Below are 13,766 nucleotides of genomic sequence, written 5' to 3'. Positions count from 1 at the left end.
TTCCAATGGTGCTACGCTATCAATATCCATCTTCAGTACATTGATCTCACAAAAAGGAGCCCGGCATGGAGCTACAAGAAGATCTCATCGTTGATATCCCTGAGGATCGCGTTCGTTTCTTTGGTGGTACAGGCAAGATGCTATTGCCGTGCCCGGCAACGATCGAGGCCCAGATCATGAAAATCCCCGAGCATAGTCTGCTGACAACCAACCTGCTATGTAAGATGCTCACAGCTCAGTTCAACGTACAGGGAACATGCCCTATTACAACTAAAAGCTCCCTGCGCGCAGTGGCGCAAGGCACCCAGAACAACGTCGCCTATTGGCGCGTGGTTACTAAAAATGGAGGACTGATGTCCGGCTTTCCAGGTGGCGTAGAAGAACAGGCAGCTAATCTACGAAAAGAGGGATTTACCGTCGATACCAGCGGAAAAACACCCCGGGTCCAGAACTTTACCGCGCACCTGGTACACTTCGACTAGCACATCTCTCCATCAGGGAAGAGCCAGCACTGGTGCTGGCTCCCCCGCAACAACGCTTTCCAATTTTCCTCCATTCCTGAGAACTGTTGATTCCACTTTATCCTGAAAGGGCTTTTAGAGCATGCCTTCCAGAATCCCTGTGATACAATGCGAAAAAGACCTCCCTATCAAACGACGAATGCGTATTGAAAATAAGGGGATCGCACAGAATTAGCCAGCGACAGCTATCGCGGGAACATAGAGGCAAGCATCCGAAAGGAGCTCGGACTGATCATGAGCAATAAACAACAAGCAAATGATGAAATCGACCAGCATGTCATTCAGATCGAACCGTGGGGCAAGGACGACCTGGATATCTTGAAGAAGACGCTGGGTAATCCGGAGACAACCAGGTATCTCGGTGGACCCGAGAGCGATGAGCAGCTTGCCAGGCGGCAGGTCCGCTATGAACGGCTCACAGATGAGGGGAAGGGACGTATGTTCAAGATTGTTCATGTGGCTACAGGCAAGGCGGTCGGATCGGTTGGCTACTGGGACACCAGCCATAACGGCGAGGATATCTATGAGGCGGGCTGGCTTGTGGTTCCGGCCTTCCAGGGCAAAGGCATCGCGAGCAAGGCGACCGCCCTGGCTATCGCTCAGGCTCGCCTGGATGGCAAGTATCGCTTCCTGCACGCGTTTCCATCCGTTGAGAATCAACCCTCAAACGCGGTCTGCCGCAAGTTGGGGCTCACCTTGATTGAGGAATGCGAGTTCGAGTATCCTAAAGGACATTTTATGCGCTGCAATGACTGGTGCATTGACCTCTCTGTAGATAATTCGAAGCTAGCTTGACATAGCAGGAGCAGATTCGATGGGAACTGGTGTTGAGGCAATGTCGGGACCACAGATTCCGGCCATTAAAGAGCATTCTTTATTGGGTAGCCTGGAGTCGATGCGTAGGGATCGACTGGCGTTTCTGCTGTCCGTGGCGCGCCAGACGGGCGACATCGGCTCCTTCCGGGTAGGACCGGCCCAGATGCTGCTACTCAATTCATCAGAACTGGTACACGCAGCCCTGGTGGAGCACGCGAACGACTTCGATAAGGGCTTTATTATCCATCGCGCCTTCCGGCCCGTCCTGGGTGAGGGTCTATTCAGCAGCGAGGGCGAGCTGCATCGCCGCCAGCGCAAGATTATGGCTCCCTCCTTTCAACCACGACACATCGTCAACTACGCGCGAACAATGGTGGAGTATAGCGAGCGAGCGCAGCAGGGGCTGGCAGGATGGCGCGACTCTGGACGTGAGCCGCGAGATGATGGCGCTGACCATGAGCATCGTTGGCAATGTGCTCTTCCAGACCGATGTGCTGGCGGAGACCGATGAGCTTGGGGCCGCCCTGAGCACCGCGCTGGCCTATATCAACTATATTCTTTCGAGCTTCTTTCCTCTTCCACTCAACTGGCCGACGGAGCGCAACAGGCGGACGCGACAGGCGCTGGATCTGCTCAATCGGCGCATGCAGAAGATGATCGAGGAGCGCAGGGCCAGCGGCGAACAGGGAGACGATTTCCTATCCATCCTCCTACGGGCACGTGATGAGGATGGAGCCCCGATGGGCGATCAGCAGATCAAGGATGAGGCCCTGACCCTGTTTGTGGCTGGACACGAGACGACGGCGGCCGCTTTGACCTGGACCTGGTTTTTGCTCGCCGAGCATCCTGACATCTATCAACGCCTGCGTGACGAGGTGGACACGGTACTACAGGGCCACTCACCTACCTATGCCGACCTGGCGCGGCTCCCCTATACACTGCAGGTCTTAAAAGAGAGTATGCGTCTCTATCCACCTTCGATCGCCCTGGTCCGGGTGGCGCTGCGCCCGGTCGACCTGGGACCCTATCACCTGCGCCGGGGCCAGACGATTATGATCGTGCCCTACACGATTCAGCGCCGCCCCGACTACTTTCCCGATCCCGAGCGCTTTAATCCGGACCACTTTCGACCCGAGAACGAGGCCCGCCTGCCGCGCTTCGCCTATCTGCCGTTTGGCGCCGGACCACGCATCTGCATCGGCAACCATTTCGCCCTGATGGAGGGCCATCTGCTGCTGGCGGCGCTGGCGCAGCGCGTCTCGTTCTCGCTGCTGCCAGGTCAGCAGATCATTCCAGATAACGATAAAACCATTACCATCCGGCCCAGATATGGACTGAAGATGCGCGTCCAGCGCCGGAGCCAACCAGTTTAGCCGATGGAAACCTCAAAGGGCTCACCCACCTTGTAGACGCTCGTGTGGCCCGCGCGATACAGCGTAACGGACCCTTTACCGTACGCGCGCCAGGTGTTCCTTTGTTCGGAGTCTACGTCGTTGATCATGCCCGTCTGCTCATCAATCCCCAGCAGAACGGCATCAGGCAGCGGACCGGTGAGCTGACCCGCCCAGTTTTTGCCAAAGGCGTTGTGATGGGGTAGGACACAGGCTCCCGGTATCAATCCCAGTCCTTCGACGACCTTCTTGCTCTGCGGATCAAAGTAGTATTGGCACAGCACCATAGCGCCGGCGCTGCTGCCCGCCAGCACAGCGCCACGCTCATATGCCTGCCGCATGGCGTCCCAACTCTTGCTTCGGAGCAGCGTCTGCCCCAGGTGATGGGGGAATCCTCCCAGCAGATAGATCAATCGGGACTGATCGAGCGCGGCGATAATCTCTTCCGCGTTGGCCGAGGCCTTATCGATCAATGGCAGCGACCTGACATTCGTCGCGCCCAGCTGCTGAAACCAGTTGACCCCGTTCATGCCCGCCCGGCGATGGTTGTGGTCCGGGGCGGCGGCCGTCGGGATAATACTGATCATAGCATCCATCCCACCGGCAAGCTCAATGGCCCGGCGATCTGGCACCGCCATCTTACCACCAAACTCATCGCCGCCCTCTAATACGACATAACCTCTCATCATTGTTTCCTTCCTACATGTGGTAACTTCGTCGTTAACCGTGTAGCCTTATGTTATATCATTTTCCACCGTCGTAGGCGAGGATGCTGGGGGCATCCTCAACCGGGCTTGCCCCGGCTTTGTCGCGCCACGACCCCGTCCCCGGGCACCTACGTCCGATCATTATTTCAGATCCGCCATCAGATCCTGCTGCAAATCTCCCGTGACCGGTTGGAGGGCACTGCGTACCAGCACGAAGTATTCATAACCCAGGGCCTGCTCTCGTTGCGCCTCGGGAATAGTAAACATAAAGTTGTCGGGCGCGATCTGCGTCTTGTGGGCGGCGAAAGCCTTCATCTTATGATCTATGTATTCCCTTACATCGATTCTAGTAGTGATGAGCTCATCAGGAGTGCCCATAATGGCCGTGTTCATGGCAGGATTGTTCCAGGGGCCGGGCGCGCCGGATCTCTGCATCTCTTTCATGGCTTCAACCATCGCTGAGCGTGGCATAGCTGTATAGTAGAGACGCGACGGCTGCCAGGCTGGCAAACCAAGATCGGGAAAGCAGCGGGCATCACCGGCAGCGTCAAAGGCGGCGTTGGTGACGCGATTGGCCTGGATGTGGTCCGGATGGCCATAGCCCCCAAAGGCGTCATACGTCACCAACACTTGCGGCTTGAGCTCACGGATCAGAGTGACCAGGCGCCTGACGGCCTCATCAAAGACAGCCCGGTAAAATGATTCGGGATGGTTGTTGGAGGGCGTGCCCGCCATGCCGGAATCACGGAAACCGAGCAGGCGCGATTCCTGAATATTGAGGGCTTCAACCGCCGCTCTCAGTTCCTGGCGACGCACTTCAGCCAGGCGGGGGAACATAGCCTCTTTGGCCTGCTCGTCCAACGCGGGATCCACGATCTCCCCTTCTTCGCCAAGAGTGGCCGTGACCAGTACGGTGCGTACCCCCTGCGCGGCATAGCGCGCGAAGGTACCACCGGTACCAAATACTTCATCGTCGGGATGGGCGTGGACCGCCATAAAGGTTAGTGGTTCATTCTCAGTCTGCGACATCTATTCTTTCTTTCCAACTCAATATCTAACTTCTTCAATACCTCCACATTATAACACCCGGGCTTGCTTTTATTGCTCCTGGTGTGTTATTATCCCTATATGCCTACCCCCTGGGTGTGGGTTTAAAACGTATAAAGAAATTGAGTCATTGAAAGGATACACACGATGACCACACATACACATGAGATTACTCTCTCGGTTCCTGATGTAAGCTGCGAGCACTGTGTAAAGACCATCAATCAGGCCCTGGGCGGCCTGGATGGCGTCCAGTCAGTGAACACCGATATCCCCACTAAAAGCGTCCATCTCAACTATGATCCTTCGCATGTCTCCCTGGAGAAGATCGAGGAAGTGCTGGACGATGCTGGCTATACGGTGACCAAATAAGACTCTCCGTCCTTCGGGGAAAGAACGGAGAGCCCCAAATAACATCAAAGAAGCGCGAAAGAAGGTGTTTTGTTATAAAATACCTTCTTTTCTCTTTATCTCATCGCTAAATTCCGTCTTCATGAGCGTCTTTTCTGGTAGATGTACAGAAAGGACTTCCATGTATCTATGTTTTTCCAGCACGTATTTGCTCGTCAATCCCTCTTCTTGAAAGCAGTCTTACTCGCTACCTGCCTGCTGCTGCTCCTGCCAGCGTCGGCCCAGGCGTGTGGTGGCCTGTTCACCTCTACTAATCAAACCAGAGTCAGTCAGGACACCGAGCGCCTGCTCATCTCCATTGGCGCCCAAAAGACAACTCTGTATGAGCAGATACGCTATCAGGGTGATGCCCACGATTTCGCCTGGGTGCTCCCTGTGGCGACGGTACCAACGGTCAACACCGCTTCCCCGGCACTGTTCAACCAATTGGAGACGTTGACCGCCCCACGCTTTTTCGAGCCCGCAGCCAAAAATTGCGATTCCGTCGATATTATGAAATCCTTGTTCGGCGGTGGAACGTATAGTAGCGGCGCCGGCGCTCCCGCCACAAGCTCAAAAGTAGATATCTATGCTGGCGGATCGGTGGGACCATTCACATACCAGGTCATTCGCTCAGGTGATGCCGGGGCGCTTACCTCCTGGCTGCGGTCCCATCAATACGTCGTTCCCGCCAACACTTCCGATCTTATTCAACCTTATGTGCAGAATCATATGTATTTTCTGGCCATGCGTCTGCGCGCCCAGGGGAGCGTGGCCAATATCGCTCCGGTGCAGGTTACGTTTCCAACCGTCATGAAGCAGGTGACGATCCCTATCCACCTGGCGGCGGCCGATATCCAGCAGCGCATGCGTATGGAGGTCTCGATCCTGGCGTCACAGCGCTTTGGTCCCCAGAACTATCAAGAGGTGCACGTGCACCCCGACAGCATTCCCAGCACTGATCCCGATCCGGTACAGAAATATGGCCAGATAGCCGATAGCGCCATCCAGCAGGCGGGTGGCTACGGCGTCGTCACGGAATATGCGCAGCCGATCAGCCCCTATGCACTCAGTAGCTACATGTCTGATAAACCCGTATCCAATGCCTACCTCACCCGTTTCTATACCAGCTATACTCCCAATTTGATGCAGCGTGACCCCACCTTCGTCCCTCGACCAGACCTGCCCACAGTCAGCACAACCATCGCGCTCAAAGACACATCCGCGGCGCCCGACTGCACGGCCGTCTACCTCCAGAACGCCGCCTGCCTGACCGCGTTCCCCGTCATCCCAGCCATCATCCTCATCGCCGGCGGCATCTGGCTCTGGAAAAAACGCAAAACAAAGCAAAACAAACAACATACATAAGGTTTTTATTCGTCGGTGGTGTATCAGTGGCGCTACTGATACACCACCGACGAATAAAAACCTTATGTGAGCGCCGTAGGCGCGTAGCGTGTAGGTGCTTTGCCCCAGTTTATCACCTGGCGGAGTAGGAGCCGCAGGAGTGCTCCTCCCATTCATGCCTGATTAATCTTTGAGTATTATCATTATCTACAAGCTCATTAGAAGCTTTAAATGTTTACAGCGTGCTAGATTAAATACACATTTAAAAGGTAAATTTTTGTTGATTCAATGTTTTTTGCGGACGCTACATAGTCAAGTAATCTAATTCAAGCTATGCTATAATAAAGGATGATAATGGCGTAATGACTTTTTCAGCTAATATTCATCTTGCGGCTATAAAATGTTTCACAGGCTTATTCATGCGTTTGCATAGCCCTGTAACAATAAAGGAGAACACGAGATGGTAGTCGCAGACTTCTACACAAATGGTGAATATCTTCAGAAAAATCCCGGCTGGCATATTGATGCGGCACAATGGAAGGCTGATAGTGTGCTCCAGATGATCAGGCGCAACACACTTTCTCCTCAGAGTGTCTGTGACATCGGCTGCGGGGCCGGCGAAATGCTGCGCATCTTGCAGCAGAACCTTTCAGAGCAATGCACCCTCGATGGCTATGATATCGCTCCTCAAGCCATCGCGCTAGCAAAGCAACGTGAAACTCCACGCCTCCACTTTCATCTGGCCGATTTTTTTCAGGAGCCTGCATCTACAAAGTACGATCTAATCTTGCTGGTGGATGTGCTTGAACATTTTGAGAATTGCTTTGAGGTCCTGCGTGAGCTGAAATCCAGAAGCAGATATAAGATCCTTCAGTTGCCGCTCGATCTTTCAGTGAACTCGATTGCGCGCAATCAATTAATAGATTATCGCCACGCCACGGGTCATCTCCATTTCTTCACCAAAGATATCGCGCTGGAGATTCTACGCGACTCTGGCTATGAGGTGCTGGACTGTTTTTATAGTCTGCAGCCGCTCGACGCCACGCCCTGGTCACACGGAAGCAATCCCAAACAGGACCTGGTCAAGGCGCTGCGCATGGCAAAGAGAGGTCTGTTTAGATTGCCCGGTAAGCTTTGTTATGAGATCAATCCCGACCTGGCCGTGCGCATCTTCGGCGGCTGGCGCCTGGTGGCGCTGGTCAAATAGCGATTCTTCAATGATTTCTAACAAGAGAAGGCCGGTGGAGCGCTCCACCGGCCTTCTCTTGCTTGCTTATCTAGGTACTTCTATGTCTGGTAGTGCGACGTCGGGCGTCGCGCCTTCGATATCGACCAGGCTGGTCTTGTCCTGCCAGCGCGCATCGGGGTCGGGAATGGGAATGGAAGAGAGGAGCATTTTGGTGTAGGGGTGCGTGGGATGCACCAGGACGTCGTCGATGTCGCCTCGCTCAACGATCTGCCCCTTCGACATGACCAGGATCTCACCCCCTACGTAATAGGCGGTTGAGAGATCGTGCGTGATGAAGAGCGTGGTCATGCCATACTTCTGCTGGAAGTCGATCAGGATGTTGAGGAAGAGGACGCGCACCGCCGCGTCGAGCATCGAGATGGGCTCGTCGGCGATGATGAACCTGGGCTGCAGCAGATGAACGCGCGCGAGCATGACGCGCTGGCGTTGCCCTCCACTCAACTGGTGTGGATAGCGGTTCAGGACGTCTTCCGGTCGCAGGTCGACCGCGTGCAGCGATTCCTCGATTTTGCTCAACGCCTGCTGCCGGTTACCGGCCAGCTTGAACTTTTTGATCGCGGTCCAGAAGACACGATCAACGCGGTAGAAAGGATTGAAGATGCCGTAGGGATCTTGAAAGACCGGCTGGATCTCCTGGCGATAGGCATCGTATTCATGCGCCGACAGCTTATAGATATCCTTGCCGCGATAGGTTACGCTCCCCTGGGTCGGCTTTTGCAGCCCCAGGATGATGCGGGCAATCGTACTCTTGCCGCTACCACTCTGCCCCACCAGGCTGACAATGCTCGGAGGGTCAGCCGAGAGGGTAAACGATACGTCGTCCACGGCCCTAAATTCGCCGCCCGTGCTCCGCATCACCGCCCCGTGAAAGATCTGGGTAATGTTATTTAGTACGATATCGCCGGAACTAGTTGCCATGAACACCCTCCATTTCAGGCTGTGGGTACAGGTGGCACGCCACCAGGATCTGTCTCTGCTGCTCTATCTGTGCCTCTGATAAACCTGCCGTATCTGGATTGGAGAGCGCGATCAGCGGAGGCACCTCCTGCGAGCAGCGCGGCATGACCTGGGGACAGCGCGTGTGAAAACGGCAGCCGCTCGGCCAGTTGCGGGGACTGGGGGTATTACCCTTGATGCCAGCCAATCGCACGCGGGGTCCGCCAACGCTGGGAATAGAGTTGATGAGACCCTGGGTATAGGGATGACGGGGCGCCTTAAAGATCTGCCTCACATCGCCCACTTCGACAAACGAGCCCGCGTACATGACGGCGACGCGGTCCGCCAGTTCGGCATGGACCGCCATGTCATGGGTGACCAGGATGATGGTCATCCCCAGTCTATCGCGCAATTCGCCCAGCATCTGGATAATGATGCGCTGATTGTGGACGTCGAGGGCGGTAGTCGGCTCGTCTGCGATGACCAGGTCCGAGTCGAGCGCGATAGCCATGGCGATGGTGACGCGCTGCTTCATGCCTCCTGAGAGCTCATGGGGAAACATTCTGGCAACCCGCGCGTCCAGTCCAACCTGCTGCAAGAGTTGCGGGACCTTTTGTAAGGCTTCGCGCTTGCTGATCGCGCTGTGCTCGATCATAACATCGGCGAACTGGTCAGCGATGCGCAGCACGGGATTGAGCGAGTTCATCGATCCCTGTGGGAGATAGGAGAGATGCTTCCAGCGGATGGTACGCAGTTGTTCGCCGCTTAGCTCTAACAGGTTGATCGGCTTCTGACCGGAGGGATAGAAGCGAATGCTGCCACCGGCGATATAGCCGGGTCGCTGCGTCAGGCGCAGCAGGGCGGTGGTCAGGGTACTTTTTCCACACCCCGATTCACCGGCGATGCCCAGGATCTCGCCTCGCTTGACGTTCAGGGTGACGCTATCGATCGCTTTGGAGATGCCGCTAACCGTGTCGTAGTAGACGCGCAGATCCTCGATCTCCAGCAAGGGCGAGCCTATCCGTGGTTGTTTATCTACACTCTGCAATGTACTGTTTGCCATGATGATCTGCCTCCTGCTTATGCGCCAGCCGTCTTGCGCAGGCGTGGATTGTATACCTCTTCAAGTCCGATATTGATCAGGTTGACTGAGAAGAAGAGCAGGGCCAGCACGATGACGGGGGCGACGAAGATAGGCCACGCGCCCAGGCTCAAAGCCCCCCAGCTCTGTGACCAGTTGAGCATCAGGCCAAGGTCCAGCGTGCTGCTGGGTCCCAGGCCAATTACCTCTAACCCCACCAGGGCGAAGATCGAGCCCAGCGAGGCCGAGGCAAAGCCAACCCCGATAAATGGCAGCAGATTGGGCAGCAGCTCCTCAAAAATGATCTCGAAATCGTTAAGCTTGGTAACCTTGGCCAGTTCCACGTAGGGGCGGCTGCGCAGACTCAGTACCTGTGAGCGAATGGTGCGCGCGGCAAAGGGCCAGCTGAAGACGGCCAGGATCACGGCCACGGAAAAGAGGCTGACCCCTTTGGAGTAAGCCGAGAGGGTTATCAGCAGTGGAAAACTTGGGACTACAAGAAATACGTCGGTGATGGTGGCGAGGATGCTGTCGGTCTTGCCCCCTTTATAGCCGGCGACAAAGGCGATGACGACTCCGATGACGGTGGAGAGCACACCCGCGATAGCCCCAACCTCAAGCGAGGCGGCGAGGGCGGTCACCGTCATGGCCAGGATGTCGCGTCCATAGCGATCGGTGCCAAGCCAGTGCTGTCCATTCGGCATCTGCCAGGGAGAGTTGACTGAGATGGCCAGCGGATCATTGCCGTGGCCGATGATGCCGTTGATGACCGGATGGAGTAGGGACAGCACAACAAAAAACAGCAGGATCACGATGCCAACCTGGACTTTGATGCTGGAGGTCCATAATTTCCAGAGTGCGTGCAGGAATCTTTGCATTGAGGTACCTCTCCTAGTTGTACTTGACCCGTGGATCAAAGGCGGGCAGCAATAGATCTAGAATCAGGTTCGCGGTCAGTACGCCAAAAATGGCCATAGCGACGATCCCCTGAATTGTGTTGAAATCCAGCTGCTGGATGGCGGTCACAAACAGGTTGCCCACGCCCGGATAGGCGAAGAGCTGTTCAACCAACACGTTGCCGTTGAAGATCGATCCCAGCGTAATACCCAGGCCGGTGATCTGCGGCAGGTAGCAGTTGCGCAACGCGTAGCGCGTCAAGATGCTGCGCGGCTTGAGCCCCTTGGCCTCCGCGAAGGTCAGATAGTCCTCGCCAACGATGGTAATCATCAGCATGCGCGTGGAGAGCATCCAGCTGCACACGCCAATCACGACAATCGACAGGGCGGGCAGGGTGCCATGGTTGATGACGCTGAGGATAAAGTCGAGGTTGAAACTGGGATCGAGGGCGGGATCGTAGGCCGAGGTGGGGGGGAACCAGTCGAGCCGGTAGGCGATAAAGAAGATGAGGATCAGGGCGATGAAGTAGAAGGGGATGTGCGACAACCCGATGCACAGATTGGTCAGCCATTCTGAGGTCTTTTTCTCACGCTTCCAGCCGATCAGCGCTCCCAGCAGGAGACCGAGTACCCAGGAGATGATGGTCGAGAGGCCCAGCAGGCCAATGGTCCAGGGCAGCGAACGGCCGATGAGCACCTGCGACGAGGTGGGGAAGCTAATCAGGGATGGTCCCAGGTCGTGTAGCACTACCAGTTGATACATGTAGTGCAGATATTGTTGAAACAGGTTGCCGTCCAGGCCAAATATCTTGTTATAATACTGGACAACGTCCTGGCTGGAGTGCACGTTGTAGACCTGGCGCGATTGCAGGCTCTGCACAAATGAGGCGATCGGATTGCCCGGAATGAGGCGGAAGAAGAAGAAGGTGACGGTCAGCGATCCCCAGAGTGTGAGCAGATAGGCGACAAAGCGCCGTAGTGCATAGGCGATTAAGGGATGGGCTACCAGCCATGAGCGCGCGGCGGAGAAGGGTGCGGCCTTACCCGCAACACTTCTTTGTGGCTCACTCGTGATCATCTCAAAGCTCCTTTATGCGAGCTTCATGCTGGCAAGACATCTGTGCCTTGACCAGCATGAAGTGGTTGTCAGGATGGGTGTAATCTGGTGGTCGCGTTACGCTTTTCCGGTTGGTTTGAGGCTGCCGATGACGAACAGGAACTGTCCCCACCAGTTGGAGGGTACCTGGTAGAGGTTGTCGTCGGTGGGCCAGTTGCTCCAGTAGCTGTTGTTAAAGATGGTCGGATAGGTTGTCTGATAGAGCGGGATCAGCGGCATGTCTTTATAATAGGCCTCCAATCCCTGACTGAAGAGCGACTTGCTGGCACTGCTCTGCGGATCGGTGCTATCCAGCTTGGTCGCGATGTCGCTCAGGTCCTTGTACTGGGCGCGCAAGAGGTTGCCGCCAGCGCTGGCGTCCTGGTTGATGGGCTTGGACTTGCTAATCTCAAAACCGGTGTACAACTGGCCCGGATCAAAGACGTCGCCGCACAGCCACCAGGTGGTGATGTCAAATTGACCGTTATTGAGCTTGTTGGTCCAGACCGAGTTCTCATAGTAGCGAACGGTCGCGCCCACGCCAACCTTGTTCAATTCATCGGCCAGCTTCTGACCGTTGATGTACTCCGGATCGCCGACCTTGGCCCCGGTCATGATCTCATACTGCAGCGGCTGCCCCTTGTAGCTGCGCTTCCCGCTGCTATCGGCTTTGGCACCCATCTGGTCGAGCAGATCCTTTGCCTTCTGTGGATCATAGGTCAGCGCATACTTTGAAGCTACCGCCGGGTCGGACCATTTGTCGTTGGCGGGATAGTCGGCCCAGGGATACTGCGCCGGTGGCGTGGGTACGGGCCAGACGGTCTGTCCCAGCGTCTTGCGATCAATCAAATATGAGATAACCCAGTGCATGCGTGGATCGGATAGCAGGCCTTTGGAGGGATCGCTGTTGATGCCGATAGCGCGTGGACAGGGATCACGGAACTTGCTCTCAATAATGATGTTGCTGTAGCTATTTTTGAGGGCGGTAGCATGCTGATAGTCAAAAGCCGGGACATCTACCTGGGCTCGCTTGAACTGCTCTACCTCCGAGTCCATGCTGGGCGCGGTACGATACACCACATACTGCGGCTTGGGATCTAACTCATCCTTGTTCCAGTAGTTGGGATCTTTCTTCCAGATATACATGAACTGAGACGGGATGGTGCGATCGAGCTTGTATGGCCCGGTCCAGACCGGCGGGGCCGCCTTGAAGTTCATGGGATTCTGTTTGGACCAGATATGCTCGGGCACGATCTCCTGTGAGGAGACAATAGAACAAATAAAGTTGTAGTGGAAGCGGGGATTGGCGCTCTTGAGATCGAAGAGGACGGTGTGCGCATCCGGTGCGGAGACCGACTTGACGTACGGCGTATAGCTGGATGCGCCGATCAGGGCGGTGTTTCCCAACAACATCTGAATGGTAAATACAACATCCTTGGAGGTGAAGGGGGTGCCATCATTCCAGTGCACTTTGGGATTCAGGTTCAGGGTGAGTTGCGTATGATCATTGTTGTATTTCCAGCCCGTAGCCAACCAGGGTTTTATTTCACCGCTGATCATGTTGTAGTAAAAGAGAAACTCTTTACAGATCTGGCCAAACCCGGTCTCGTACTCCTGCCCGTTTGGGATGAAGGGATTAAAGCTATCAAAGACGGCGAACTGTGGCCCTTGATCAACAATAACGGTCTGGTTGCGCGGCGTGGGTGAGAGTGACTGGGATTGCTGCTTCTGTGGAGAGCTGTCGCTACACGCGGCCAGCACATTACCCAGAGCCAGGCCGCCGCCGGTCAAAAGCATGAGTTGGAGCGCTTGTCGACGCGACATGGATAGCTGTTCCGCGATTCCAGTGGGCTGCTCAATGTTCGGTTGCTCAGGCATAAAATACCCCTTTTCCTGATCTGCGAAGATCGGTTGCTTGTACTGGCATGTGTTCGCGCCCAGGCGGCTCCTTGAGCATCCATAACGCGCGCTGAGGCCAGTAAACTACTTACATGGATACATCGTTGTCATGTTTACCAGCAGGTAACGCAAGGGCCATGGTAATGGAGGTAATACTTTTTGTCGTAGCTAGAGACTGGATGCGGTAATAAACCGGGAGTGATGAAGCAATCTACACATTTCATAGGCATCCTCCTTGATACCGTTGTTCTCACTTTACGCAAGCTCAAACATAACTGTGGGATAGCAACAGGTAGAAAGTTGCATGGCATCCGCTGCCATGGCTTGCTTTTGTCGATCACTTATCGGCAAAGGTAGCAAGAGACCTACTATTCTGTCAACTTTCAATTGGCG

General features: G+C 55.3%; 14 protein-coding genes. 7 read left to right on the top strand and 7 right to left on the bottom strand.

The window, feature by feature from the left end; genetic code table 11:
* Positions 1-65 precede the first annotated feature (65 nt).
* From AABA21_RS12310 to AABA21_RS12295, 4 genes are all read left to right on the top strand, one after another.
* On the top strand, positions 66-482 hold the full coding sequence (locus AABA21_RS12310) for a hypothetical protein (protein ID WP_338250286.1): 417 nt from the start codon (positions 66-68) through the stop codon (positions 480-482).
* 273 nt (positions 483-755) lie between these two features.
* Positions 756-1,316 carry a GNAT family N-acetyltransferase gene (locus AABA21_RS12305; protein ID WP_338250285.1) on the top strand — a complete coding sequence of 187 codons (561 nt, stop codon included), beginning with the start codon at positions 756-758 and terminating at the stop codon, positions 1,314-1,316.
* A 19-nt stretch (positions 1,317-1,335) separates the two neighbouring features.
* Positions 1,336-1,848, top strand: coding sequence for a cytochrome P450 (locus AABA21_RS12300; protein WP_338250283.1), 513 nt, complete (start codon positions 1,336-1,338; stop codon positions 1,846-1,848).
* Positions 1,766-2,710 (top strand): cytochrome P450, encoded by a 945-nt coding sequence (locus AABA21_RS12295; protein WP_338250280.1) that lies wholly within the window; start codon positions 1,766-1,768, stop codon positions 2,708-2,710. The genes AABA21_RS12300 and AABA21_RS12295 overlap by 83 nt, the downstream gene beginning before the upstream one ends.
* Here the strand turns inward: AABA21_RS12295 and AABA21_RS12290 are convergent.
* Positions 2,707-3,417, bottom strand: coding sequence for a Type 1 glutamine amidotransferase-like domain-containing protein (locus tag AABA21_RS12290; RefSeq protein WP_338250278.1), 711 nt, complete (start codon positions 3,415-3,417; stop codon positions 2,707-2,709). The two genes, AABA21_RS12295 and AABA21_RS12290, sit on opposite strands and share 4 nt — an antisense overlap.
* A 159-nt stretch (positions 3,418-3,576) precedes the next feature.
* Positions 3,577-4,464, bottom strand: a complete 888-nt coding sequence (gene mshB / locus AABA21_RS12285) for an N-acetyl-1-D-myo-inositol-2-amino-2-deoxy-alpha-D-glucopyranoside deacetylase (RefSeq protein ID WP_338250275.1) — start codon at positions 4,462-4,464, stop codon at positions 3,577-3,579.
* A 165-nt stretch (positions 4,465-4,629) separates the two neighbouring features.
* Between mshB and AABA21_RS12280 the strand changes: the two genes are divergently transcribed.
* The 3 genes from AABA21_RS12280 (at position 4,630) to AABA21_RS12270 (ending at position 7,423) form a co-directional block, all read left to right on the top strand.
* Positions 4,630-4,851: a heavy-metal-associated domain-containing protein gene (locus tag AABA21_RS12280; RefSeq protein ID WP_338250272.1), complete on the top strand. Its 222-nt coding sequence runs from the start codon at positions 4,630-4,632 to the stop codon at positions 4,849-4,851.
* Positions 4,852-5,019: 168 nt separating this feature from the next.
* Complete coding sequence (locus AABA21_RS12275) at positions 5,020-6,237, top strand: DUF2330 domain-containing protein (protein WP_338250270.1); 1,218 nt, start codon at positions 5,020-5,022, stop codon at positions 6,235-6,237.
* A 439-nt stretch (positions 6,238-6,676) separates the two neighbouring features.
* Positions 6,677-7,423 carry a class I SAM-dependent methyltransferase gene (locus AABA21_RS12270; RefSeq protein ID WP_338250268.1) on the top strand — a complete coding sequence of 249 codons (747 nt, stop codon included), beginning with the start codon at positions 6,677-6,679 and terminating at the stop codon, positions 7,421-7,423.
* Positions 7,424-7,489: 66 nt separating this feature from the next.
* Here the strand turns inward: AABA21_RS12270 and AABA21_RS12265 are convergent, their stop codons facing one another.
* The 5 genes from AABA21_RS12265 to AABA21_RS12245 all read right to left on the bottom strand — a co-directional run bounded on the left by AABA21_RS12265 (position 7,490) and on the right by AABA21_RS12245 (position 13,352).
* On the bottom strand, positions 7,490-8,383 hold the full coding sequence (locus tag AABA21_RS12265) for an ABC transporter ATP-binding protein (RefSeq protein ID WP_338250266.1): 894 nt from the start codon (positions 8,381-8,383) through the stop codon (positions 7,490-7,492).
* On the bottom strand, positions 8,373-9,464 hold the full coding sequence (locus AABA21_RS12260; RefSeq protein WP_338250264.1) for an ABC transporter ATP-binding protein: 1,092 nt from the start codon (positions 9,462-9,464) through the stop codon (positions 8,373-8,375). The genes AABA21_RS12265 and AABA21_RS12260 overlap by 11 nt, the downstream gene beginning before the upstream one ends.
* A gap of 17 nt (positions 9,465-9,481) precedes the next feature.
* Positions 9,482-10,360 (bottom strand): ABC transporter permease, encoded by an 879-nt coding sequence (locus tag AABA21_RS12255; RefSeq protein ID WP_338250262.1) that lies wholly within the window; start codon positions 10,358-10,360, stop codon positions 9,482-9,484.
* Positions 10,361-10,373: 13 nt separating this feature from the next.
* Complete coding sequence (locus AABA21_RS12250; protein ID WP_338250260.1) at positions 10,374-11,456, bottom strand: ABC transporter permease; 1,083 nt, start codon at positions 11,454-11,456, stop codon at positions 10,374-10,376.
* A gap of 96 nt (positions 11,457-11,552) precedes the next feature.
* Entirely contained in the window at positions 11,553-13,352 is a 1,800-nt protein-coding gene (locus AABA21_RS12245) for an ABC transporter substrate-binding protein (protein WP_338250257.1), read from the bottom strand.
* Positions 13,353-13,766: the final 414 nt, after the last annotated feature.

The sequence above is a fragment of the Dictyobacter halimunensis genome (genome assembly GCF_036245075.1).
The sequence above is the reverse complement of the archived record's forward strand: the minus strand, read 5'-3'. Positions and strand labels throughout refer to the sequence as shown.